Source organism: Acidovorax sp. 99, assembly GCF_003096455.1.
GTDB lineage: Bacteria > Pseudomonadota > Gammaproteobacteria > Burkholderiales > Burkholderiaceae_C > Acidovorax > Acidovorax delafieldii.
In genome coordinates this window covers 3,790,873-3,814,028 of the sequence record NZ_QEKU01000001.1, presented here as the reverse complement: position 1 = coordinate 3,814,028, position 23,156 = coordinate 3,790,873, and the positions used below count along the sequence as shown (strand labels likewise).

Genomic DNA, 23,156 nt, shown 5'->3' with positions numbered 1-23,156 from the left:
ACTTATCGCAAGGACTGCACACCAAATGATCGCCCAGACATCTTGCCGCTGAGGGTGTCCCCTCCAGGCGCAAAGCCCTCGTTGCTTTGCGTTGCCACCCGCGCCGGGATCTGAGGCGCTTGCGTTTTCTTTGTGTCCGTTTTTGATTCTGAGGTTGCTCCATGCCCGCTCAAAAGTCCGCGAAGTCGCCCAAGTCTGCCTCAGGCACCGCCGCAAAGGCTGTCTCCAAAACCGCGGCCAAAGCGCCGGCCAAGGCGGCCCCCAAAAAGGCCGCTGCCGCCGCGCCCGCCCCGGTCGCCAAGAAAGTGAAAACTGTGCCCGTGAAAAGTACCGCCGAGCTGATCAAAGCCGCCGATGAGTTGCTGAAGAAGAAACCTGCCCGCGCCAAGGCCGTCGCCGCCGCCGACGACGAAGAAGCGCCCAAGAAAAAGCCTGGCCGCCCCGCCAAGGCTGCTGGTGCCGCCGAAGCCAAAGCCCCCGCCAAGCGCGGCCGCAAGCCCAAGGCAGCCGCCGGCGGCGATGAGAGCGTGGACGATACCGACCTGTCGGACATCGAGGCCGACCTCGAAGGCGAGATCGAAGAGACCCCAGAGGCAGCCGCCACGGTCGAGAAGGTCAAGCCCCTGCGCATGAAAATCAGCAAGGCCAAGGAACGCGCCTTGATGAAGGAATTCGGCCTGGACGAAACCGTCCTGTCCGAAGAGGACATGCAAAAGCGCCGCCAGCGCCTGAAGGCCCTGATCAAGCTGGGCAAGACCCGCGGCTACCTCACGCACGTTGAAATCAACGACCACTTGCCCGACAAGCTGGTCGACGCCGAAACCCTCGAAGCCGTCATCACCACCCTGAACGACCTGGGCGTGGCGGTGTACGAGCAGACGCCCGATGCCGAAGCGCTGATCATCACGGACAACGCTCCCGCTGGCGCCACCGAGGAAGAAGCCGAAGAAGCCGCCGAAGCCGCGCTGTCCACCGTGGACTCGGAATTCGGCCGTACCACCGACCCCGTGCGCATGTACATGCGCGAAATGGGCACCGTGGAGCTGCTGACCCGCGAAGGCGAAATCGAAATCGCCAAGCGCATCGAAGGCGGCCTGATGGCCATGATGGAGGCGATCAGCGCATCGCCCGCCACCATCGCCGAGATCCTCAACATGGGCGAGGAGATCCGCGAAGGCAAGGTCGTCATCTCGACCATCGTGGACGGCTTCTCCAACCCCAACGAGGCCGACGACTATGTGGCCGAAGAAGACTTCGACGAGTTCGACGAGGCCGATGACGACGACGGCAAGGGCGGCTCCAAGGCGCTGACCAAGAAGCTGGAAGAACTCAAGAAGCAGGCGCTGGAGCGCTTCGACAAGCTGCGCGAGCTGTTCGAAAAAGTGCACAAGGTCTACGACAAGGAAGGCTACGGCACGCCCGCTTATGTCAAAGCACAAGCCGCTTTGTCGGCCGAGCTGATGACCATCCGCTTCACCGCCAAGACCATCGAGAAGCTGTGCGACATGGTGCGCGGCCAGGTGGACGACGTGCGCAAGAAGGAACGCGAGCTGCGCCGCATCATCGTGGACAAGTGCGGCATGCCCCAGGAGACCTTCATCAAGGACTTCCCGCCCAATCTGCTGAACCTGCAGTGGGTCGAGAAGCAGGCCACCGCCGGCAAGCCCTGGTCGGCAGTAATTGCGCGCAACATCCCGCCCATCCAGGACCTGCAGCAAAAGCTGATCGACCTGCAGTCGCGCGTGGTCGTGCCGTTGGCCGAGCTCAAAGGCATCAACAAGCGCATGAACGAAGGTGAAGCCACCTCGCGCGATGCCAAGAAGGAAATGATCGAGGCCAACCTGCGCCTTGTGATCTCGATCGCCAAGAAGTACACCAACCGTGGCCTCCAATTCCTCGATTTGATCCAGGAAGGCAACATCGGCCTGATGAAGGCGGTGGACAAGTTCGAATACCGCCGGGGCTACAAGTTCTCGACCTATGCCACCTGGTGGATTCGCCAGGCCATCACCCGCTCGATCGCCGACCAGGCGCGCACCATCCGCATCCCGGTGCACATGATCGAGACGATCAACAAGATGAACCGCATCAGCCGCCAGCACTTGCAAGAGTTTGGTTTTGAGCCCGATGCGTCCATCCTGGCGGCCAAGATGGAGATCCCCGAGGACAAGATTCGCAAGATCATGAAGATCGCCAAGGAGCCGATCTCCATGGAAACGCCGATCGGCGACGACGACGACAGCCACCTGGGCGATTTCATCGAGGACGGTGCCAACACCGCGCCTATCGAAGCCGCCATGCAGGCCGGCCTGCGCGACGTGGTCAAGGACATCCTGGACGGCCTCACGCCGCGCGAAGCCAAGGTGCTGCGCATGCGCTTCGGCATCGAGATGACCAGCGACCACACGCTGGAAGAAGTGGGCAAGCAGTTCGACGTGACCCGCGAGCGCATTCGCCAAATAGAAGCCAAGGCGCTGCGCAAGCTCAAGCACCCCAGCCGCTCTGACAAGCTGCGCAGCTTCATCGACTCGCTGTAAGCCTCGCGACCTAGCCTTTACTGGCTCCAACGCCCTGCTCCGCACCTGCGGCGCAGGGCGTTTTTCATGGTGCGCTGATAGGCGCACCGCTCTGCACGGAGCCATAAACCCCGCGTTTACCCTGATGCCAGCGACAGCAGACTGACAGCTTGGCTGGCGACCATTGCGCGCAGCCCAGGTGGTGCGCAGGTCCCTTCCCTGTGCATGCCGCCACAGGCTGACTGCGTTGCTTCGGCGTGGCAACGCGCAAGCAACCCAGTCAGGGCGCTCCCGCAGCGGCCTGAGATCTGGTTCCCGACGCCCTTCCTGCCTTACCTCTTGTCAAAGGACTTTCCATGTCTGCAGCCATCGACCGCCGCCGTGCCCTTGCCCAATCCGTTGTGACCGCCCTGGCCTGGACTGCGCTCGGCCGCTCCGCCTGGGCGCAGAGCGCTGCGACAGCAGCCCGTCCTGCCCCTGCAGCCGCCAAGCCTGCCAAGCTGGCGGGCACCGTGCGCATCGTGATCCCTGCCAATGCCGGTGGCGGCTGGGACCAGACAGGCCGAGCCCTCGGAGCAGCCATGGTCGCAGCCGGCGCTGCGGACCAGGTGGAATACGAAAACATCGGTGGCAAGGGCGGCACCATCGGCCTGGCCAAATACGCCGAAAAGTACAGCAACGACCCCAACACGCTGCTGATGGGTGGCATGGTGATGGTGGGCGCAGTTGCGCTGCAAAAGCCTGCAGTGGACATGACACAGATCCAGCCCCTGGCGCGGCTCACCAGCGACTATCTGGTGGCGGCCGTGGCGGCCAACTCGCCCATCAAGACCACCAAGGACCTCGCCGATGCGCTGCGTGCCGACCTCAAGGCCGTGCCGATTGCCGGCGGTTCGGCCGGTGGTGTGGACCACATCTACGCAGGCGTGCTGGCCCGCGCCGCCAAGGCCAACCCGGAGGGGCTGGTCTACAAGCCCTTCCCTGGCGGTGCCGAGGTGGTCGAGGCCGTGCTGTCGGGCAACGCAGCCCTGGGTTTGTCGGGCTACAGCGAGTTCAACGATGCCATTGCCAGCGGCAAGCTGCGCGCCGTGGGCGTGTCGTCGCGCCGCAGCGTCTTTGGCCTGCCGTCGTTCCGCGAACAAGGGCTGGATGCCGTGATGGCGAACTGGCGCGGTGTGTTCACCGGCAAGGGCGTGCCCACCGCGCGCGCGGCGGAGATGCTGGCCGCCGTCGAGGCCGCCACCCGCCACGAATCCTGGCTGCGCACGCTCAAGCAGAACCGGTGGGAACCCTCTTGGCTCACCGGCAAGGATTTGGCAGAGTTCATGGAACTGGACCTCACGACCGCCCGCGTGATGGTGTACCTGCTCAAGCTGAAGGCCTGAGAAGGTCTGAACACCCCCGCCGCAAGCGCCTCTGAGCACCAGCCGACCGGCCTGCTGCAGAACCTTTGGAGCCTCTGATGAAAATGTCCAACTACTCCATCGGCGCACGCATGGCCACGGCCCTGGGCCTGGTGCTGGCCCTGTTGCTGGGGGCCGCGCTGTTCGGCATTGCCGCCCTGTACCGAACGCTGGGCACCTACGACACCACGGTGCAACAGCGCGTGGCGCAGGAGCGCGCCGTGAGCCGCATGGAAAGCGAGTTCAAGACCCAGGTGCTGGAGTGGAAGAACACCCTGCTGCGTGGCGAGGACTCGCGCAAGCGCGAGCTGCACTGGAACGCCTTCCAGGCCAGTGAAAAACGGGTGGCCGATGCGGCCAAGGCGCTGGAGCCCCAGCTGACCGACGCGCAGGAAAAGGCGGCGCTGCAAAAGTTCACCCAGGCCCATGCCCAGATGGCGCAGGGCTACCGCAAGGGCTTTGAGGTGTTCCAGTCGCTGGGCTTTGTGCCCTCGGCGGGTGATGCGGACGTGGCCGACATCGACCAGGGCCCGGCCAAGCTGCTCACCGAGCTGAGCCAGCAGGTGGCAGCCAGCAGCGCGGCCATTGCCCAGGAGGCCGCGCAGGACGCCCGGCGCGCACTGTTCAGCAGCCTGGTCGCCCTTGCACTGGTCACGGCGCTGGGCGCCTGCGCGGGCTGGCTGCTCACCCGCTCGGTGGTGCGCCCCCTGGGGGTGGCGGTGTCGGTGGCGCACAAGGTGGCGGCGGGCGATCTCACCACCCGCATCGAGGTGGAGGGCAAGGATGAACCCGCGCGCCTGCTGGAGGCGTTGCGCGCCATGCAGGACAACCTGGAAAACGTGGTCTCTGGCGTGCGCAGCAATGCCGAGGGCGTGGCCAGCGCCAGCGCCGAAATTGCGCAGGGCAATGCCGACCTGAGCATGCGCACCGAAGAGCAGGCATCGTCGCTGGACGAAACCACCTCGTCGATGCAGCAGCTGCAATCCACGGTGCAGCAGAACGCCTCCAACGCCCAGCGCGCGAACGAGCTGGCGCGCAACGGCGCCACTGTGGCGCAGCGGGGGGGTGACGTGGTCACGCAGATGGTGGAGGTGGTGCAGGGCATCCAGGACAGCTCGCGCCGCATTGCCGACATCATTGGCGTCATCGACGGCATCGCATTCCAGACCAACATCCTCGCGCTCAATGCCGCCGTCGAGGCCGCGCGCGCCGGGGAACAGGGCCGGGGCTTTGCCGTGGTGGCCAGCGAGGTGCGCAACCTCGCCACCCGCAGCGCCAGCGCCGCACGCGAGATCAAGCAGCTCATCCAGACCAGCGTGGAGCGCGTGCAGGCCGGCTCGGACCTGGCGCGCAATGCAGGCACCACCATGGCCGAGGTGGTGTCGTCCATCCGGGGTGTGAGCGCGCTGATGGAAGAGATCAGCCAGGCCAGCGCCGCGCAGACCAGCGACATGCTGCGCGTGACGCAGGCCATCGTGCGCATGGACGAGGCGACACAGCAGAACGCCGCCCTGGTCGAAGAAAGCGCCGCTGCTGCAGGCAGCCTGAGCGGGCAAGCGCAGCAACTGGTGGAGGCCGTGGAGGTGTTCCGCCTGCGCCACGCCCATCCCGCCCACCCCGCGCTCCCCGCGCCGCGCGCCTGACGGGGGTTGCCGCAAGGCAGTTGCGCATCACACCGCGCCCGCGATGGCACCACAGCCCTGCGGGGGCAGGGCCACGGCGGCCATGCAAATGCTATCAATACAATAGCTACTCAGGCATATTGCACTAGCGCAAGCGCCCGAAAACCCTCAAAACCTGCCTGCTGCTGCGCAAAAACACGCTGCAGGCAGCCCCCTGCGCTGCGTCAGTCGATCTTCACGTTCGCGTTCTTCACCACCTGCGCCATGCGCGCTGCTTCGCTGCGGAAGAAGGCGGCGGCCGGCTCGGGCGGCGTGAGCTTGATCTCGTAGCCCTGCGCAATCAGCGCGTCACGCGCCTCGGGCATCTCCATGGCGGCCTTGAAGCCGTTGTACAGCCGCGCCAGCTCGGCCTTGGGCAGGCCCGCAGGCGCCACGGGGGCGATCCACCCGTCCAGCTCGTAGCCTGGCAGGCCTTGTTCGGCCACGGTGGGCACGCCCGGCAGTGCAGCCACGCGGGTGGCCGTGGTCACCCCCAGGGCCCGCAAGGCGCCTGCCTTGATGTGCGCCGCCGCCGGTGCCACTGCCACCACCCCCAACTGCACCTGCCCGCCCAGGATGTCGTTCATCAGCGGGCCCATACCCCGGTAGGGGATGTGCTTGATGTCGATCTTGGCCTGGTCCACGAACATGGCCGCACCCAGGTGCAGGATGGTGCCGTTGCCCGACGAGCCATAGTTGAGCACGCCGGGTTTGGACTTGGCCAGCGCGATCAGCTCCTGCACCGTCTTGGCGGGCACCGCAGGGTGCGCGACCAGCACAAACGGCGTGGCACCCAGGATGGTGATGGGGGTGATGTCGGCCAGCGAGTCGAACGGAATGTTCTTGTACACGCTGGGGTTGACCACGTGGTTGTTGGACACCACGCCGATCACCGAGCCGTCCTTGGGTGCGCGCACAATTTGCGTGGTGCCGGTGATGCCGCCCGCGCCCGGCAGGTTCTCGATGACGACGGGCTGGCCCAGCGCCTTGGCCAGGCTGGTGCTGATGGCGCGGATGGCGCCGTCTGCCCCTGAGCCGGCCGACAGCGGCAGGATCACGCGCAGCGGCTTGCCGTCGCCCTGGGCACGCGCCATGCGGGGCAGGCCCCAGGCGGCGGCGCCCAGCGCGGCCGCGCCGGTGGCCAGCGCCTGGCGGCGCGTGAGCACGCCATGGCGGGCGGGCGCGATGCGGTGCATGTCAAAAGCAGGGGTGGGCTGGGGCACGGTTGTCTCCGGTAGTGGGGTTGGAATCCAGGGCCTGCGGTCTGCGCCGCGTGGGCTGCCCCGGTCGTCAAGGAAAAATCAGGCAATGGCCCCGGTGGCCTGCAGCGCGGTCACTTCATCGGCCGTGTAGCCCAGGCCCTGCAGCAGCTCGGCCGTGTGCTGGCCCAGGCGCGGCGGGTCGCAGCGCACATCCAGGCGCTGGCCGTCCATGCGCAGCGGCATCAGCGTGATCTGCGCGGTCTGCCCGGCACGTTCGCCATCGGGCAGCGTGATGTCGGCGAGGCCCCCCGTGGCTTGCAGGTGCGGGTCGTCAAACAGTTCTTCGGGCCGGCGGATGGGGGCAAACGGCAGGCCGTGGCGCTCGAAGATCGCAGCCAGTTCGTCGGCCGTGTGCTGCGCCAGCCGCTCGCGCAGCACCGGCATCAGCGTGGGACGGGCGCGCACGCGGTCGTTGTTGGTGGCCAGGCCGGTGTCGGCCTTCAGGTCGGCATAGCCCATGGCGTCGCAGAAGGTCTGCCACTGCGCATCGCTCACGGCGGCCAAAAAGATCTGCCCGCCGTCCTTCACGCTGAACACGTCGTACACGGCCCAGGACGAGATGCGGTCGGGCATGGGCGCCGCCGGTTTTCCGGTGACGGCGTACTGCATCATGTGCTGGCCGACCAGGAACACGTTGTTCTCGAACAGGGCCGAGTCCACCTCCTGCCCGCGCCCGGTGATGCCGCGCTGCATCAGCGCCGCCATGGCACCGATGGCACCGAACATGCCGCCCATGATGTCGTTCACGCTGCTGCCCGCGCGCAGCGGGTCGCCAGGGCGTCCGGTCATGTAGGCCAGTCCGCCCATCATCTGCACCACTTCGTCCAGCGCCGTGCGGTGCTCGTACGGGCCGGGCAAAAAGCCGGTGTGGTTGACGTAGATGAGGCGCGGGTTGACCTGGCTCAGCGCGGCATAGTCCAGGCCGTATTTGGTCATCACGCCGGGCTTGAAGTTTTGCGCCACCACGTCGGCCGATGCGGCCAGCTTGCGCGCCACCGCCAGGCCCTCGGGGCTGCGCAGGTCGAGCGCAATGCTCTTCTTGTTGCGGTTGAACATGGGGAAGAAGCCCGCGCCCGCGCCCAGCAGGTGGCGGGTGCGGTCGCCGTCCACGGGCTCGACCTTGATGACCTCGGCCCCCAGGTCGGCCAGCACCATGCCGCAGGTGGGGCCCATGACCATGTGGGTGAACTCCACCACGCGCAGGCCTTCGAGCGGCAGGCGGGGGGACGAGAGAGGGGCGGATGTGTCGTGCATGTTCAGAGCGTTCAGAAAGGGGTTCAGGCCGTTGATGCTTCGCGCAGCACGGCGGGTGCGGCATTCTGCGGCAGCCCGGCCTGCCAGAGGGTGCCATGCAGGGTCTCGCCCGCCAGCCAGCCCGCCACGCGCTGGCGCAGCGCGAGCAGCGCGGTCACATCGATGCCAGTGGCGATGCCCATGCGCTCCAGCATGAACACGAGGTCTTCGGTGGTGACATTGCCGCTGGCGCCCGGCGCGTGCGGGCAGCCGCCGATGCCCGCCAGGCAGGCATCAAAGCGCGTGATGCCTGCCTGCCAGGCGGCATAGACGTTGGCCAGGCCCATGCCGCGCGTGTCGTGGAAGTGCGCGCAGGCCAGGCGGTCGCCCACCAGCGCCCGCGCTTTGCCAAACAGGCGGGCGACCGCAGCCGGGTCGGCATAGCCCACGGTGTCGGCCAGGCTCACGCGGTCGGCGCCAGCATCCAGCAGCGCCTGCATCAGGCGCAGCACTTCCCTCTCAGCCACCTCGCCCTGCAGGGTGCAGCCAAAGGCCGTGCCCACGCCGCCCTCGATCAGGGTGCGGCTGCCGCTCGCGTCGCGCAGTGATCGGATACGCGCGACCTCGGCCACCACCTCGTCGGGGGTCTTGCGCAAGTTGGCCAGGCTGTGGGCGTGGCTGGCGGACAGGGGCACGATCATCAGGTCGGCACCCTGCTCCAGCGCGCGCTCGGCGCCTTTGATGTTGGGCACCAGCACCGAGGCCACCAGGCCGGGCAACGTTTTGGCGTGGGCCAGGACCTCGGCCGTGTCGGCCAGCTGGGGCAGCAGCCGGGCGGGCACAAAGGAGCCCACCTCGATCTCGCGCTGGCCGGCTGCGTAGGCAGCGTTGATCCATTCGATCTTGTGCGCGGTGGACACCACCGTGGCGATACTTTGCAGGCCGTCGCGCAGGCCGACTTCGCGGACGATGGCGCGGGCCACCGGGGGCTGCAGGTCGGATGGGATCGGTGAGGTGTGCACGGGATGTCTCTTTCGGGTGGGTCTGGGCAAGATTCTAAAAATTCCCGAATGAATCAGAAAATACATCTCGGAAGCCATAACATTCCCAAAAGGAACATCACAACCCTGGAGGTTTGCCATGCGCGACCTGGACTTGCAGACCCTGCGCCTCTTTGCCGCCGTGTGCGAGCAGCGCAGCATCGCGCGTGTGGCCGAGCAGGAGTCCATCGTGGGCTCGGCCATCAGCAAGCGGCTGGCGCAGCTGGAAGACACGGTGGGCACACCGCTGCTGCTGCGCAAGCGCCGGGGCGTGGTGCCAACGCCTGCCGGCGAGACCCTGCTGGAGCATGCCCGCACCATGCTGGCCAGCGTAGGGCAGATCGAGCGCGACATGGCGGCCTACGCCACCGGCACCCGGGGCCATGTGCGCATGCTGGTCACGGCCTCGGTCATGGCCGAGTCGCTGGCCGACGATGTGGCGGCCTTTCTGCAAGACCCGGCACACCGCAACATCCAGATCAGCCTGGAGGAACGCGTGAGCCCGGACGTGGTGCAAGGCGTGCGCGACGGCAGCGCGTCCATCGGCATCTGCTGGGACGCAGCCGACCTGTCGGGCCTGGAAACCAGCGCCTACCGCAGCGACCACCTGGCTGTGGTGGCACACGAGTCACACCCCGTGGCCCAGCTGCAGAGCGTGCGGTTTGCCGACGTGCTGGAGCACGAATTCGTCAGCATGCCCGCGCTCAGTGCAGTGCAGGTGCTGCTGGCGCGTGCCGCTGCGGTGGAGGGAAAAATGCTGGCCCACCGCGTGCTGGTGTCCAACTTTGACGCCGCGCTGCGGGTGGTGCGCGCCAACCTGGCCATCAGCGTGGTGCCGCGCGAAGTGGCCCAGCCGTTTGCCCAGTTGGCACCGGTGCGCGTCGTCCCGCTGAGCGACCCCTGGGCCCAGCGGCGCTTTGCCATCTGCTACCGCAGCGCCCAGTGGCTGCCCCCTGCGGCCCAGTTGCTGGTCGCGCATCTGGCGGGGCTGGGGCGCAGCTGACAGGGGCCGAAAACCGTGGCCCTGTCGCAACAGTTTGATACGCAACATTGTATTTTTCGCCACTAGCGCATGTGTGCTGTGCGTTCTGAGCTACTAAACTTGTAGCAAAATGGGTTCCGCGCTATAGTCTCAGCGCATCAGCGGGCCCGGTTGACGGCCACCCGCACTGAATCCAGATCCAACACTTGCGCGAGGAGAAGCGTCCATGAGCTCCAAAGAAAATGCTTCCATCAACCAGCTTTTCGAGAAACTTGAATGCCGCTATGCGCTGCGCGTGCTGTGGGCCCTGAAGGACGGCCACCCCCAGACGTTCCGCCTGCTGCAGGACAGCGTGGGTGGCATCACCCCCAACACGCTCAACACCCGCATCAAAGAGCTGCGCGAAGCCGGTTTTGTGGACCATGGCAGCGACGGCTACACCGTCACCCCCTCGGGCGCTGACCTGCTCAAGCGCCTGTCGGACGTGCAGGCCTTTGCCACACGCTGGGTCGCAGGCCGCGCCAAGAAGGCCTGAGCCCTCTTCCCTCCCCCTGCGCGCCCTGCCCCGCAGGGAAAAGCCCCGCCGGACCTCCGCGCGGGGCTTTCGTTAAAATAGGGGTCAAAATAGCTTCAAGCGCAATCAAAACATGCGCCTGAAGCTATATTTTTAATAGCAAACAAGGAACTCCCATGGCACTGACCACCACTGCATCCGGCCTGCAATACGAAGACACCACCGTGGGCGAAGGCGCCGAAGCCACCAAGGGCCAGAACGTGTCGGTGCACTACACCGGCTGGCTGTACAACAACGGTGAGCAAGGTGCCAAGTTCGACTCCAGCCGCGACCGCAACGACCCTTTTGAATTTGCACTGGGCGCCGGCATGGTCATCAAGGGCTGGGACGAAGGCGTACAGGGCATGAAGATCGGCGGCCAGCGCACGCTGATCATCCCCGCCGCCTTGGGCTATGGCGCACGCGGTGCGGGCGGCGTGATCCCCCCGAACGCCACGCTCAAGTTCGACGTGGAACTGCTCAAGGTGGGCCGCTGATCTCAGCCCCCTTCCGGTCTACATCGGCAAAACAAAAGCGGCCCTCGGGCCGCTTTTTTCATGCCCGCGCATCTTGCAAACGGGCTTTGGCTGGGGAGCCCTCAGACTCCTATCCATCAAGACCAGTCCGGAACCCCGGGGCCTCAATCAAACAGCGCCTTGTCCAGCCGCTCGAACTTGGCATCACCCACCGCCTCCCGGATTTTGGGGGCCAGTGCCGCCAGGTCTTCAAAACTGCCTGCGCCCTCCACCGCGAGGTTCAAGCGAAACCCGCGCAAGCCCAGCGCCGCCGTCAGCTCCGTGGCGATGGGATACGCCGCCTGGTAGCGCTCCATGGGCGAACGCCCCGAGCCTTCGACGGGCGACGCCACCGTGCCCAGATCGGTGGCGGGAGCCTCTGCCAGCGTGGCGGAGGCAAGGGGTGCACCGGCAGCAACGGAGCCCACGACTGCGGCAGCCATCTGCCCCCCCACCGGCGCCAACAGCCCCTGGGCGATCATGGCCTGCACATCGTCCTGCGTGATGCCCATGGCCGCCGTGGCCGCCAAAATCTCCCCCGTGGTGCGCTTGCCGTCAAAAAGAATGAAGGCCGAGCGCTGACGCGAGCTCAAGCTGCCGTGACGGTCCTTGAGTGCTTCCTGGCCTGCAGGGGTTTTGACGAGAACCATGAGTCTCCTATTAGTGAGCAGTCGCGGGGGACGCCGCAAGGCTATCACCTGCGAACCAGAATCCCATGTTTTGGCACCTCTGCAAATCGGGGTTTACACATAATCCCCGCGCGGCGCCAACCGCTCACATCTCCGAGCGAATGCGCGGCAGCGGCGGTGCAGGCCGGGTGATCCAGCTGACCACCAAGGTCACAAGCAGGCCACAAGGCACACCAAACACCCCGGCCGAAATGGGCTGGATGCCGAACCACAACCCATCGGCCAGCAGCCAGCGCGGCAGCGCCTGCATGGCGGGCACATGCGACAGCATGTAGTACACCGTGATGGCCAGCCCGCCCAACATGCCGGCCACCGCGCCTTGCCGCGTGGTGCCCCGCCAGAAGATGCCCAGCACCATCACCGGCACAAACGCCGACGCCGCCAGCGAGAAGGACGCCGACACCATGGGCAGGATTTCGGATGGCTTGAGCGCCGCCACAAACGCAGCCGACAAGGCCACGGCGAGCAGCGTGAACTTGGTCAGGATCACCCGCTGCTCGGGCGACGCCTGGCGGCGAGTGTCCTGGAAATACAGGTCGCGCACGAGCGCATTGCTGATGGTGAGCAGCAAGCCGTCGGCCGTGGACAGCGCCGCTGCCAGGCCCCCTGCCGCCACCAGGCCCGACACCACGTACGGCAGCCCACCCAGTTCGGGCGTGGCCAGCATGATGAGGTCAGCCCCCAGCCGGATCTCGCCAAACTGGATCAGGCCATCGCCGTTCACGTCTTCCACCGACAGCAGCGAGCTGTCCACCCGCGCCCACTGCGCCATCCAGGTGGGCAGGGCCTCAAAACTGCTGCCCACCAGGTTCTGCATGACCTCGAACTTCACCAGCACCGCCAGCGCGGGCGCACTGAGGTACAGCAGCGCAATGAAAAACAGCGACCAGCCCACCGACGCACGGGCCGCAGATACCGTGGGCGATGTGTAGTAGCGGGTCAGCAGGTGAGGCAGCCCGGCGGTGCCCACCATCAGGCAGAACATCAGCGCCAGAAAATTACGGCGCGTGAGCTCGTAGTCGCGTTGCTCCTCGGGGGTGCCGTGGGGGTCGCCGGCATAGGCCTGGCTGTGGGGCGGCAGCCCGCCCAAAGGACGCGCGCGCTCGTAGTTCTCGCGCATTTCGCGGGTCCAGCGCTCGCGGGCCGAAGCCGCATCGCGCGGCAGCGCGGCCAGCTCGCGGCTGGCGGAGACGATCAGGCCCACATCCGCGTTCTGAGCACGCAGCGCCCGGATGCGCTCACGCCCCTTTTCGCGCTCGCGCTCCAGGGCCGCATCCACATCCTGCAGGCGTGCCTCGAAGTCCTTGGCGCGCTGCAGGTAGGCCTGTACCACCTGGTGCTCGGCCGGAGAGTCGAGCAGCTGCGCCTCCAGGTCGGCAATCTTGCTGATCTGCGCGCCATACACCAGCGGCGCCAGCGGGTTGCCCAGTTGCTTGTATGCCAGCCACGACACCGGGATCATGAACGCCAGCAGCAGCACGACGTACTGCGCCACCTGCGTCCAGGTGATGGCCCGCATGCCGCCCAGGAACGAGCACAACAGCACCCCGCCCAGGCCCAGCATGATGCCGATCTCGAACTGCACGCCGGTGAGGCGCGAAGCGATCAGCCCTACGCCGTAGATCTGCGCCACCACATAGGTGAACGAGCAGAGCACCGCCGCCAGCGCAGCAATCACACGCGGCCAGCGGCCACCAAAACGCACGTGGAAGAAATCGGGCACGGTGTACAGGCCCATGGCCCGCAGGTGCGGCGCAATCAGCATAGCGACTAGGCAGAAGCCACCTGTCCACCCCAGCAGGTAAGCCAGGCCACCGGCCTGCCCGGGCGTGCCCGAAAAACCCTGCAGGTACAGCGCGCCCGACAGGCTGATGAAGGACGCCGCACTCATCCAGTCGGCCGCCGTGGCCATGCCGTTGTACATGGGCGGAATGCGCCGCCCCGCCACGTAGTAGTCCTCGGGGTCTGTGGTGCGGCCGTACACGCCGATGCCGGCATACACCATGACGGTGAGGAACAGAAAAATCGGGCCGATCCAGTGGCGCGACAGCCCCTGGTGTTCAGCCCAGGTCATCAGTGCCAGAAAGCCCAGCACCCCCGCCACGTACAGCGCCAGGATGCGGTGCAGCCGCCACAAATAGGCGCGGTCCGCCTCGGCGCTGCCTGGCTTGCGCTCAGCCATGGGCGCGGTCTTCTGCGGGAGGGGCGGAAAGCTCCAACGCCTCGCGTTGCTGCTGGTCCTGCCGCTCAAAGTGGTTCATGGCCCAGCCGTAGGCGACCACGATGGCGATGAACACCAGCACAGCGCCCTGCGCCGCAATCCAGTAGCCCAGAGGCCAGCCCCCCACCACCAGTACCTGCAGGTCGCGGGCGAAGTAGGTGGCCCCAAAAGACACCAGGGCCCATAGCAGGAGCAAACCTGCTTTGAGCCACAGGTGGCGCACGTCGTGCAAGTCGGGGGGAAACGGCCCCGCCATCTCGGCGTCGGCGGGGCGGGTAGCGGGCTGCTGCAACGGCATCACTGGCGCGGCATCACGGACACGATGGCGGGTGGTGCAGTTGGCACATGGCAGCCCGGTCGGTGCGTCAGCCTGCCAGTTGCTGCCAGGTAGCAATCACGCTGTCGGGGTTGAGCGAAATCGACGAGATGCCCTCCTTGGCCAGCCACTGCGCAAAGTCCGGGTGGTCGCTGGGGCCCTGACCGCAGATGCCGATGTACTTGCCCTGGGCCAGGCAGGCCTTGATGGCCTGATGAATCAGTGCCTCGACAGCAGGGTCGCGTTCGTCAAAGTCCTGCGCCAGCAGCTCCAGGCCCGAGTCGCGGTCCAGGCCCAAGGTGAGCTGGGTCAGGTCGTTGGAGCCGACGGAGAAGCCGTCGAAGAACTCCAGGAAACGCTCGGCCAGGATGGCGTTGCTGGGCACCTCGCACATCATGATGACCTTGAGGTCGTCCTTGCCACGCTGCAGGCCATGGCTGGCCAGCAGCTTGGTCACGCGCTCGGCCTGGCCCAGCGTGCGCACAAAGGGCACCATCACCTGCACGTTGGTCAGGCCCATGTCGTTGCGCACGCGCTTCAAGGCTTCACATTCCATCGCAAAGGCTTCGCCGAAGTCTTCGCTGATATAGCGGGCGGCGCCACGGAAGCCGAGCATCGGGTTTTCTTCCTCGGGCTCGTAGCGGCTGCCGCCGATGAGCTTGCGGTACTCGTTGGACTTGAAGTCAGACAGGCGCACGATGACGGGCTTGGGCCAGAAGGCGGCAGCGATGGTGGCCACGCCTTCAGCGACCTTGTCCACGTAGAACGCGCGGGGCGATGCATGGCCACGGGCCACGGATTCCACGGCCTTCTTCAGGTCGGCATCGATCTGGGGGTAGTCCAGGATCGCCTTGGGGTGCACACCAATGTTGTTATTGATGATGAACTCGAGCCGCGCCAGGCCAACGCCTTCGTTGGGCAGCTGGGCAAAATCAAACGCCAGCTGGGGGTTGCCCACGTTCATCATGATCTTGGTCTTGATGGGGGGCATCGCGCCGCGCTGCACTTCGGTGACTTCGGTTTCGAGCAGGCCGTCGTAGATCTTGCCCGTGTCGCCCTCGGAGCAGCTCACCGTGACCAGCGTGCCATCCTTCAGACGCTCGGTCGCGTCGCCACAGCCCACGACGGCCGGAATGCCCAGCTCGCGCGCAATGATGGCGGCGTGGCACGTGCGGCCACCCCGGTTGGTGACGATGGCGCTGGCGCGCTTCATCACGGGCTCCCAGTTGGGGTCCGTCATGTCGGTGACCAGCACATCGCCCGGCTGGACCTTGTCCATCTCGGAAATGTTGTGCACCAGGCGCACGGGGCCGGTGCCAATCTTCTGGCCGATGGCGCGGCCCTCGGCCAGCACGGTGCCCTGGCCCTTAAGCTTGTAGCGCAGCTCGGCCTGGCCCTTGGCCTGGCTCTTCACGGTTTCAGGCCGTGCCTGCAGGATGTAGAGCTGGCCGTCGGTGCCGTCCTTGCCCCACTCGATGTCCATGGGGCGGCCGTAGTGCTGCTCGATCACCAGCGCGTAGCGGGCCAGTTGCTCCACATCGGCGTCGGTCAGCGAGTAGCGGTTGCGCTGCTCGGTGGGCACATCAATGGTCTTGACCAGCTTGCCGCTGGCTGCCTTTTCTTCAGGCGTGGAGAACACCATCTGGATCAGCTTGCTACCCAGGTTGCGGCGGATCAGCGCCTTCTTGCCTGCCCGGAGCATGGGCTTGTGCACGTAGAACTCGTCGGGGTTCACGGCGCCCTGCACCACCGTCTCGCCCAGGCCGTAGCTGCTGGTGATGAAGACAACGTCCTCAAAGCCGGATTCGGTGTCGATGGTGAACATCACGCCGGCGGCGCCCAGGTCGGAGCGCACCATGCGCTGCACACCGGCCGACAGGGCCACCACATCGTGCTCGAAGCCCTTGTGCACACGGTAGGAAATGGCGCGGTCGTTGTACAGCGACGCAAACACTTCCTTCATCTTGTGCATGACTTCGTCGATGCCCACCACGTTCAGGAATGTTTCCTGCTGGCCGGCAAACGATGCGTCGGGCAAGTCCTCGGCCGTGGCGGACGAGCGCACGGCAAATGAGGCGGCGGGGTTACCAGCGCTCAGCTTGGCAAATTCGTCGGCAATGGCCTTTTGCAGGTCGGCTGGGAAGGGCTGGGCCTCAACCATGGCGCGAATCTCGGCACCGACCTGTGCGAGGGCGCGCACGTCCTCGGTATCCAGGCTTTTGAGCTTGGCGCTGATGCGGTCGGCCAGGCCGTCGTAGGCCAGGAACTCGCGGAACGCGTGGGCGGTGGTGGCAAAGCCCGTGGGCACGCGCACGCCCTGCGGCAGCTGGGAGATCATTTCGCCGAGGCTGGCGTTTTTACCGCCAACTGCCTCGACATCGGTCATTCTCAGGTTTTCAAACGGTACGACCAGGGCGGTCGGGCTGAAAAGTGCAGACATGGGAAAGCTCCAGAAGTTGAAACCGGGTCTGCGCGCCTGCCCCCTGAGAGCGATGGGCGAGCGGCCATGCACAGGCTGCAGCTTTGTCGTTGTGGTTGTAGGCCGACGGTGTGCATGGTGAGAATTGGATAATTGTGACAATTGTAGGCCCGAGCATCTGGCAACGGGCTGACGCTTTCACGCGACTGACGCAAAACGGGGAATTGCCACTTCTTTGTGGTGTCCACCCGGCTGGCGCAAGCCGCATCCAAAAAAAGGGGCTCCATGCACTCGCGCACCGTATTTTTTGTCTCTGACGGCACCGGCATCACCGCCGAAACCTTCGGCAACGCCATCCTGGCCCAGTTCGAGATGAAGCCGCGCCATGTGCGCCTGCCCTTCATTGACACCGTGGACAAGGCGCACCAGGCGGTGCGGCAGATCAACCACACCGCAGAGATCGAGGGCAAGAAGCCCATCGTTTTCACCACGCTGGTCAACATGGACGTGCTCAAGGTCATCCAGGAGGGCTGCAAGGGCATGCTGCTGGACATGTTCGGCACCTTTGTGCACCCGCTGGAGGAAGAGCTGGGCATCAAGTCGCACCACCGCGTGGGGCGCTTCAGCGACGTGAGCCGCAGCAAGGAGTACACGGACCGCATTGAAGCCATCAACTTCAGCCTGGCCCATGACGACGGCCAGAGCAACCGCGACCTGGCGGGGGCCGATGTGATCCTGGTGGGCGTGAGCCGCAGCGGCAAAACGCCCACCAGCCTGTACTTGGCCATGCAATGTGGCCTGAAAGCCGCCAACTACCCCCTGATCCCCGAGGATTTCGAGCGCCGCCAGCTGCCCCCGGCCCTGGTGCCGTTTCGCAGCAAGATCTTTGGCCTGACCATCAGCCCCGACCGCCTGGCCGAGATCCGCGCCGAGCGTCGCCCCAACTCCAAATACGCCAGCATCGAAAACTGCCGCGCCGAAGTGGCCGAGGCCGAAGCCATGATGCGCCGCGCGGGCATCCGGTGGCTGTCCACCACTACCAAATCGATTGAAGAGATTGCGACGACCATCCTGCAGGAGGTGCGGCCGGAGCGGCTGGTGTATTGAACAGCGTAGGGTGACAACGCTGCCACCAACCGACAACCACCAACCCTCGGAGGGGCGATCAGAATGTTGAATAAAAACCGGGCCTACCGCTTTACTTACAAGAAAAGCAAGCTACAGATAACATAGCAATTTCTAAGAGAGCCAACGGCGCAACCTGGCGTGCGCCGCTGGCTCGCCCCACAGATCACGGTAACCCACCGCCAACGGTACCGTCGCCCCCAAACAGCTCAAACACCATCCCGCGCAGCCACTGATTGACGGGTTCGCGGTGCACCTTGGCGTGCCAAAACACGCTGATGGGAGCGTCAGGCAGTTTGACGGGGTGCGTGCGCAGCACCAGGCCAAAGGGCTCGACCAGCTTGAGCGCCAGCCGCTCGGGCACCGTCGCCACCAGCGCCGTGCTTTGGAGGATGTGGCCCACGCTCACAAAGTGCGGCACGCTCAGCAGCACCAGGCGGTCGATGCCGGCCTTCTGGATCAATTCATCCACCTTGCCGTGCCCCGTACCTGCGGACACGATCACCAGGTGCTCAGCCGCTTTGTAGTCCGACAGCAGCAGCCTGGGCCGGTCCAGCGCATGGCCCTTGCGGAACAGACACACATAACGCTGGCGGAACAGCCGCCGCTGGAAAAACCCAGCTTTCAGCTGCGGCAGCAGGCCGATGGCCAGGTCCACCTTGCCAGCCTCCATGTCTTCGCGCAGATGGGCGGCGTTGTTGCGCACGGTGTTCAGCGTGACGCCCGGCGCCTCCCGCCCCAGGCGCTCCAGCAGCGCGGGCAGGAAAACGATCTCGCCAATGTCTGTCATGCCGATGGTGATGGTGCGCTTGAGCGTTGCGGGCGTGAACTGTGTGCGCTGGTTCAGGCCGCTGTGGATCATGCCCAGCGCATAGCCCACGGATTCGCCCAATTGCTCGGCAAAAGGCGTGGGCACCATTCCGCCCGAGGTGCGCAAGAACAACTCGTCGCCAAAAATGCGCCGCAGCTTGGCCAGCGCGTTGCTGACGGCAGGCTGCGTCAACCCCAGGTTGTCGGCCACCTTCGACACGCGCCGCTCGACCATGAGTTGCTGAAACAGCACCAGCAGGTTCAGGTCGATATCCGATAGCTCCATCGCCACTCCATCAGCTCGGGTGATATGAAGTGGCGATGGTATTGCAGCCAGTGATTCGCAGGCGCTTTCGTGGGCACAATGGGCTGGATGAAATCGACCGTAGCCCGCCATGGACATCCTCGTTCAGCCGCTTAACCGCGTGATCCGCGCCCAGCCCGGCGTGAACCTGCTTGACGCCCTGCGCGCGGCGCAGGTTCCGATGTCGTATTCGTGCCTTTCTGGCCGCTGCGGCATCTGCCGCTGCCGGGTGCTGTCTGGTGAGGTGCTCGATGGCGGGCGCGAGCAGCAGCGCCCGCTGGACGGCGTGGACGGTGCCGTGCTGGCTTGCCAGACCTATGTGACCGAGCCCTGCACCATCGAAGTGCCCGCCCCCGAAGAGGCCGTGGTGCACCGTGCGCGCGTGGCCAAGGCCACCGTGGTGGCCATCGAGCCACTGGCGGCAGACATCCAGCGTCTGCTGCTCAGGGTGGCTAAACCCATTGCGTTTTCACCGGGGCAGTACATACAGCTGGGGTTCACGCCAACGCATGTGCGCCCCTACTCCATGGCAAACCTGCCGGGCGAACCGCTGCTGGAGTTTCATGTGCAACTCATGCCCCAGGGCCGGGTCAGCGGCTACATCGCCGGGCAGCTGAAGGTGGGAGACAAGGTCAAGGTCAGTGGGCCGCTGGGTGCGGCGTATCTGCGCCAACAGCACACGGGGCCCATGCTGTGCGTGGCTGGGGGCACCGGGCTGGCGTCGGTGCTGTCGGTGGTGCGCGGCGCGGTGGCTGCGGGCATGCGCAACCCCATTCACCTGTACTTCGGCTTGCGCTCGCCGCGCGAGCTGTATGGCCTGGCGTGGCTGGACCATTTGCGCAGCGTGCACCCTGCCCTGCAGGTGCATGTGGTGGTGGCCTCGGGCGCCGACCCTGCCACGCAGCGGCGCGGGCTGGTGACCCAGGCCATCGAGCAGGACCATGCGAGCCTGCAAGGCTGGCAGGCGTATCTGTGCGGATCGCCGCCGATGGTGGAGACCACCACACTGCTGGCGCTGGGCAAAGGCCTGGAGGCGGCTCACCTCCATGCCGAGGCTTTTTACATGCAGGGCGACTGATTCCGTCTCCCAATCATCCGTATCGTTGTTGCTTCGCCTTGCCGTGCTGCAGCACTGTCTGCGGCTTCGCGCCTAGACACGGATGATTTGGAAACGGAATGAGGTCTTTGGAGTCTTCTGAATCCACTTGAACCGCTCACTCAGCGCGGTCGAAGCGCCGCGAGGGGCTTCGACAGGCTCAGCCCGCATCCGGCTGCGCGCTGGGCGCCGCCTTGCGGAACGCTTCCAGCTGCGCGCAGGCAGCGTCAACTGCCTGGATTAGCGGCCAGCGCGACAAGTCCACCTTGAAGCGGCGCGCGCTCTCCACCTGCGGAACCAGGTACACATCGGCCAGCGTGGGGGTGCTACCAAAGCAGAAATCACCGCGCTGCGGGTCCTTCGACAGCAGCGCCTCAATGGCATCAAAGCCCGCGCTGATCCAGGTGCCGCACCAGTCGTTCACGGCCGCCTCGTCGGTACCAAAGCGATGGCGCAGCGCCTCCAGAATGCGGCGGTTGTTGATGGGATGGATGTCGCAGCCCACGATGGCCGCCAGGGCGCGCACCTGGGCGCGATCGCCTGCATCGCCGGGCAGCAGCGGTGGGGTGGGATAGCGCTCTTCGAGCCACTCGATGATGGCGGGCGACTGAATCATCAGGCGCTCGTCGGCCTCCAGCACGGGCACCAACTGCTGCGGGTTGATGGCCTTGAAGGCATCTCCCAGATGTTCCTCACGCCGCAAGTCGACCGCAATCTGCTCGTAGGCCAGCCCCTTGAGATTGAGCGCAATGCGCAAGCGGTGGGATGTTCCGCTGCGGAAGAAGGAATAGAGTTTCATGCTCAGTCTCTGTGTCAGTCCAGGGCAATCTTGGCGCGCTTGACGACTTCACCAAACGTGCGCGAATCGCGTTCGATGGCCTTGGTGAGTTCGGCGGGCGGGCCAATGTAGGGCTCAAACCCGAAGGTCGCCAGGCGCTCCTTGACCTCTGAAGTGGCCAGCACCTTGCCCACGTCGGCATTGATCTTCTCGATGGCGGCCTTCGGCGTGCCAGCAGGCGCGAACAGGCCCACCCAGGTCTTCACTTCAAAACCGGCCGGGCCGCCCGCTTCGCCCATGGTCGGAATGTCGGTGAAGCCCGCCAGACGCTGGGGCGCAGCCAGGGCCAGAAACTTCACCTTCTTGGCCTGGAACATCGGCCCTGCCGTCGCTGCCGTACCGAATGCCCATTTGATGTCGCCCGTGGCCACGGATGTGTAGACACTGCCCATGTCCTTGTACGGCACATGCATCATCTTTGTGCCCGTTGCTGCCTCCAGACTCGCCGCGCCCACATGGGCCACGCTGCCGATGCCCCAGGAGCCGTAGGTGATGTCGCCCGGCGCCGCCTTGGCCGCCTTGATCAGATCGCCCACATCCTTCCAGGGCGAGTTGGCCGCCACCACCACAAAGAAGTTCGTGAAATACACCGGAGCGACGGGCTCGAAATCTTTGGTCGGGTCATAGGGCAGTTGCTTGAACACGTGCGGCTGCAGGGCCATGTGCGTGTTGTCCACCTGCAGCAGGGTGTAGCCGTCGGGTGCAGCGCGCTTGGCATCGCCGATGGCGATGAAACCGTTGGCCCCTGGTTTGTTGTCAATGACGAGTTGCTGCCCCCAGTTGCGCGACAAGCGCTCGCTAAGGATGCGCATCACCGCATCGGGGCCGCTGCCGGGCGAATACGGCGCGACGGAGCGAACGGGTTTGGCGGGGAAGGTCTGCGCCACGGCATGGGGCACGCTCGCGGCGGCCACAAGGGCCAGCGCGCAGAGCGCCAGGGCAGGTCTCAAAATCTGTGAACGAATGGCGGTCAGCATGGGGGGTGTCTCCTTGGTTTTATGAAAGCCGAATCCGGCTTGGTGAGTGATGGATCAAACAGTGACTTGCGCACGGTGGCTGTGCAGCGCCTCAAAAATCGGCGCATCGCTGAAACGGAACAGGTCTAGCGCGCCAGCGGCCGATGCCTGGGCCGAGAACGGTTGCCACGACGGCACCACAAACAAGTCGCCCCGCGCCACCTGCCAGGTGCGCTCACCCACCGTGACGGTGCCGCTGCCGTCAAACACCTGGAACACGGACGAACCCACCTCGCGGTGCACCCGCGTGGCGCCGCCCGCGCGCACGCGGTGCATTTCGGTCCGCATCGTGGGCAACACATCCGCGCCGGTCGTGGGGTTGGTAAAGCGCACCGCCGCGTGCCCGGGGCTCAGCGTGCCCGGCTGGCCTTCGTCTTCCAGCGCGAGCTGATCGGCTAGCGCGCGGTCGGTATCCACCCAGCGGTAGGCCAGCAAGGGCGTGGCGGGCTGCGCCTGCACCATCGATACCGGGCGCAGGCCCGGGTGGCTCCACAGCCTTTCGGAATAAGAACGCTCGGCGGTGGTGCGCTCGGCGGGTGGGAGCTTCTCGCGCCCCACTTCGAAGAACTGGCTCTCGGTGTAGTACGAGAACGGAATGTCCAGGCCGTCGATCCAGGCCATGGGCTCGGTGGCAGCGTTGTGGTGGGCATGCCAGTTCCAGCCCGCCTGGGGCAGAAAGTCGCCCCGCGACATGCGCACGGCATCGCCATTCACCACGGTCCACACGCCCTCGCCTTCCACCACAAAACGAAACGCGTGCTGCGTGTGCCGGTGCTCGGGGGCGTCTTCGCCAGGCATCAGGTACTGAATGGCGGCCCACAGCGTGGGCGTGGCAAACGGGCGCCCACCCAGCGCAGGGTTGGCCAGCGCAATCGCACGGCGCTCGCCGCCACGGCCCACGGGCACGATGGCGCCCGCCTGTGCGGCCAGGGCCTTCAAGCGGTCCCAGCGCCACAAGTGCGGCACGGCCTTGGATTGGGGCTGGCGGGGCATCAGGTCGCCAATCTGCGTCCAGAGCGGTACCAGCAGCTCTTGCTCAAAGCCCCGGTACAGCTGCTCCAGCTCGGGCGTCGGATCGGGCTGGCCCTTGCCCGCAACGGCATGCAGCCGCACGGGGGAAGGCGTGAGGTCGGTGGTCATGGTGGGGTTGCCTCCTG

Annotated in this window: 19 protein-coding genes; 8 read left to right on the top strand and 11 right to left on the bottom strand. The window is 65.7% G+C overall.

What is annotated here, in order from left to right:
• The first annotated feature begins 161 nt into the window (after positions 1-161).
• From rpoD to C8C95_RS17665, 3 genes are all read left to right on the top strand, one after another.
• Positions 162-2,537 carry an RNA polymerase sigma factor RpoD gene (gene rpoD / locus C8C95_RS17675; RefSeq protein WP_116749431.1) on the top strand — a complete coding sequence of 792 codons (2,376 nt, stop codon included), beginning with the start codon at positions 162-164 and terminating at the stop codon, positions 2,535-2,537.
• A gap of 335 nt (positions 2,538-2,872) precedes the next feature.
• A complete protein-coding gene (locus tag C8C95_RS17670) occupies positions 2,873-3,901 on the top strand; it encodes a tripartite tricarboxylate transporter substrate binding protein (protein ID WP_116749430.1) in 1,029 nt (342 codons plus the stop codon).
• Between the two features lie 77 nt (positions 3,902-3,978).
• Positions 3,979-5,562 (top strand): methyl-accepting chemotaxis protein, encoded by a 1,584-nt coding sequence (locus C8C95_RS17665; RefSeq protein WP_116749429.1) that lies wholly within the window; start codon positions 3,979-3,981, stop codon positions 5,560-5,562.
• A gap of 203 nt (positions 5,563-5,765) precedes the next feature.
• Here C8C95_RS17665 and C8C95_RS17660 read toward each other — a convergent pair whose 3' ends face one another.
• The 3 genes from C8C95_RS17660 to C8C95_RS17650 form a co-directional block, all read right to left on the bottom strand.
• Complete coding sequence (locus tag C8C95_RS17660) at positions 5,766-6,776, bottom strand: tripartite tricarboxylate transporter substrate binding protein (protein WP_116749428.1); 1,011 nt, start codon at positions 6,774-6,776, stop codon at positions 5,766-5,768.
• A 105-nt stretch (positions 6,777-6,881) separates the two neighbouring features.
• Positions 6,882-8,096, bottom strand: a complete 1,215-nt coding sequence (locus C8C95_RS17655) for a CaiB/BaiF CoA-transferase family protein (protein WP_056743319.1) — start codon at positions 8,094-8,096, stop codon at positions 6,882-6,884.
• 23 nt (positions 8,097-8,119) lie between these two features.
• Positions 8,120-9,097 carry a hydroxymethylglutaryl-CoA lyase gene (locus C8C95_RS17650; protein ID WP_243415716.1) on the bottom strand — a complete coding sequence of 326 codons (978 nt, stop codon included), beginning with the start codon at positions 9,095-9,097 and terminating at the stop codon, positions 8,120-8,122.
• Between the two features lie 118 nt (positions 9,098-9,215).
• On the opposite strand from C8C95_RS17650, the gene C8C95_RS17645 reads away from it, so the two are divergent.
• The 3 genes from C8C95_RS17645 (at position 9,216) to C8C95_RS17635 (ending at position 11,147) form a co-directional block, all read left to right on the top strand.
• Positions 9,216-10,118 carry a LysR family transcriptional regulator gene (locus C8C95_RS17645; RefSeq protein ID WP_116749427.1) on the top strand — a complete coding sequence of 301 codons (903 nt, stop codon included), beginning with the start codon at positions 9,216-9,218 and terminating at the stop codon, positions 10,116-10,118.
• Positions 10,119-10,323: 205 nt separating this feature from the next.
• Positions 10,324-10,632, top strand: a complete 309-nt coding sequence (locus C8C95_RS17640) for a winged helix-turn-helix transcriptional regulator (protein ID WP_015013381.1) — start codon at positions 10,324-10,326, stop codon at positions 10,630-10,632.
• Between the two features lie 155 nt (positions 10,633-10,787).
• Positions 10,788-11,147: an FKBP-type peptidyl-prolyl cis-trans isomerase gene (locus C8C95_RS17635; RefSeq protein ID WP_056061897.1), complete on the top strand. Its 360-nt coding sequence runs from the start codon at positions 10,788-10,790 to the stop codon at positions 11,145-11,147.
• A gap of 143 nt (positions 11,148-11,290) precedes the next feature.
• On the opposite strand, the gene C8C95_RS17630 is transcribed toward C8C95_RS17635, so the two are convergent.
• The 4 genes from C8C95_RS17630 to ppsA form a co-directional block, all read right to left on the bottom strand.
• Complete coding sequence (locus tag C8C95_RS17630) at positions 11,291-11,815, bottom strand: hypothetical protein (protein WP_108499832.1); 525 nt, start codon at positions 11,813-11,815, stop codon at positions 11,291-11,293.
• 124 nt (positions 11,816-11,939) lie between these two features.
• Positions 11,940-14,036, bottom strand: a complete 2,097-nt coding sequence (locus C8C95_RS17625) for a VC_2705 family sodium/solute symporter (protein WP_116749426.1) — start codon at positions 14,034-14,036, stop codon at positions 11,940-11,942.
• A complete protein-coding gene (locus C8C95_RS17620; protein WP_056061890.1) occupies positions 14,029-14,373 on the bottom strand; it encodes a sodium/substrate symporter small subunit in 345 nt (114 codons plus the stop codon). Before C8C95_RS17620 ends, C8C95_RS17625 begins: the two co-directional genes overlap by 8 nt.
• A gap of 67 nt (positions 14,374-14,440) precedes the next feature.
• Positions 14,441-16,831, bottom strand: a complete 2,391-nt coding sequence (gene ppsA, locus C8C95_RS17615) for a phosphoenolpyruvate synthase (RefSeq protein WP_116749425.1) — start codon at positions 16,829-16,831, stop codon at positions 14,441-14,443.
• A gap of 264 nt (positions 16,832-17,095) precedes the next feature.
• Between ppsA and C8C95_RS17610 the strand changes: the two genes are divergently transcribed.
• On the top strand, positions 17,096-17,917 hold the full coding sequence (locus tag C8C95_RS17610) for a pyruvate, water dikinase regulatory protein (RefSeq protein WP_116749424.1): 822 nt from the start codon (positions 17,096-17,098) through the stop codon (positions 17,915-17,917).
• A gap of 184 nt (positions 17,918-18,101) precedes the next feature.
• Here the strand turns inward: C8C95_RS17610 and C8C95_RS17605 are convergent, their stop codons facing one another.
• On the bottom strand, positions 18,102-19,031 hold the full coding sequence (locus C8C95_RS17605; protein WP_116749423.1) for a LysR family transcriptional regulator: 930 nt from the start codon (positions 19,029-19,031) through the stop codon (positions 18,102-18,104).
• A gap of 109 nt (positions 19,032-19,140) precedes the next feature.
• On the opposite strand from C8C95_RS17605, the gene C8C95_RS17600 reads away from it, so the two are divergent.
• The gene (locus C8C95_RS17600) at positions 19,141-20,127 is read left to right on the top strand and encodes a 2Fe-2S iron-sulfur cluster-binding protein (RefSeq protein ID WP_116749422.1); all 987 of its coding nucleotides are present in this window, start codon (positions 19,141-19,143) and stop codon (positions 20,125-20,127) included.
• Between the two features lie 178 nt (positions 20,128-20,305).
• Here C8C95_RS17600 and maiA read toward each other — a convergent pair whose 3' ends face one another.
• Genes maiA through C8C95_RS17585 form a run of 3 tightly spaced genes read right to left on the bottom strand, consistent with a single transcriptional unit; the run spans position 20,306 to position 23,139 of the window.
• A complete protein-coding gene (maiA, locus tag C8C95_RS17595) occupies positions 20,306-20,944 on the bottom strand; it encodes a maleylacetoacetate isomerase (protein WP_116749421.1) in 639 nt (212 codons plus the stop codon).
• Between the two features lie 14 nt (positions 20,945-20,958).
• Positions 20,959-21,960: a tripartite tricarboxylate transporter substrate binding protein gene (locus C8C95_RS17590; protein ID WP_116749420.1), complete on the bottom strand. Its 1,002-nt coding sequence runs from the start codon at positions 21,958-21,960 to the stop codon at positions 20,959-20,961.
• Between the two features lie 54 nt (positions 21,961-22,014).
• On the bottom strand, positions 22,015-23,139 hold the full coding sequence (locus tag C8C95_RS17585; protein WP_116749419.1) for a cupin domain-containing protein: 1,125 nt from the start codon (positions 23,137-23,139) through the stop codon (positions 22,015-22,017).
• Positions 23,140-23,156 lie beyond the last annotated feature (17 nt).

Excerpts from the sequence above, each read along its gene's own strand:
- C8C95_RS17630 (WP_108499832.1), bottom strand. The coding sequence starts at position 11,815 with ATGGTTCTCGTCAAAACCCCTGCAGGCCAGGAAGCACTCAAGGACCGT.
- C8C95_RS17600 (WP_116749422.1), top strand. The coding sequence starts at position 19,141 with ATGGACATCCTCGTTCAGCCGCTTAACCGCGTGATCCGCGCCCAGCCC.
- C8C95_RS17620 (WP_056061890.1), bottom strand. The coding sequence starts at position 14,373 with ATGCCGTTGCAGCAGCCCGCTACCCGCCCCGCCGACGCCGAGATGGCG.
- maiA (WP_116749421.1), bottom strand. The coding sequence starts at position 20,944 with ATGAAACTCTATTCCTTCTTCCGCAGCGGAACATCCCACCGCTTGCGC.
- C8C95_RS17605 (WP_116749423.1), bottom strand. The coding sequence starts at position 19,031 with ATGGAGCTATCGGATATCGACCTGAACCTGCTGGTGCTGTTTCAGCAA.
- rpoD (WP_116749431.1), top strand. The coding sequence starts at position 162 with ATGCCCGCTCAAAAGTCCGCGAAGTCGCCCAAGTCTGCCTCAGGCACC.
- C8C95_RS17645 (WP_116749427.1), top strand. The coding sequence starts at position 9,216 with ATGCGCGACCTGGACTTGCAGACCCTGCGCCTCTTTGCCGCCGTGTGC.
- C8C95_RS17585 (WP_116749419.1), bottom strand. The coding sequence starts at position 23,139 with ATGACCACCGACCTCACGCCTTCCCCCGTGCGGCTGCATGCCGTTGCG.
- C8C95_RS17625 (WP_116749426.1), bottom strand. The coding sequence starts at position 14,036 with ATGGCTGAGCGCAAGCCAGGCAGCGCCGAGGCGGACCGCGCCTATTTG.
- C8C95_RS17670 (WP_116749430.1), top strand. The coding sequence starts at position 2,873 with ATGTCTGCAGCCATCGACCGCCGCCGTGCCCTTGCCCAATCCGTTGTG.
- C8C95_RS17635 (WP_056061897.1), top strand. The coding sequence starts at position 10,788 with ATGGCACTGACCACCACTGCATCCGGCCTGCAATACGAAGACACCACC.
- C8C95_RS17610 (WP_116749424.1), top strand. The coding sequence starts at position 17,096 with ATGCACTCGCGCACCGTATTTTTTGTCTCTGACGGCACCGGCATCACC.
- C8C95_RS17655 (WP_056743319.1), bottom strand. The coding sequence starts at position 8,096 with ATGCACGACACATCCGCCCCTCTCTCGTCCCCCCGCCTGCCGCTCGAA.
- C8C95_RS17640 (WP_015013381.1), top strand. The coding sequence starts at position 10,324 with ATGAGCTCCAAAGAAAATGCTTCCATCAACCAGCTTTTCGAGAAACTT.
- C8C95_RS17590 (WP_116749420.1), bottom strand. The coding sequence starts at position 21,960 with ATGCTGACCGCCATTCGTTCACAGATTTTGAGACCTGCCCTGGCGCTC.
- C8C95_RS17660 (WP_116749428.1), bottom strand. The coding sequence starts at position 6,776 with ATGCACCGCATCGCGCCCGCCCGCCATGGCGTGCTCACGCGCCGCCAG.
- C8C95_RS17665 (WP_116749429.1), top strand. The coding sequence starts at position 3,979 with ATGAAAATGTCCAACTACTCCATCGGCGCACGCATGGCCACGGCCCTG.
- ppsA (WP_116749425.1), bottom strand. The coding sequence starts at position 16,831 with ATGTCTGCACTTTTCAGCCCGACCGCCCTGGTCGTACCGTTTGAAAAC.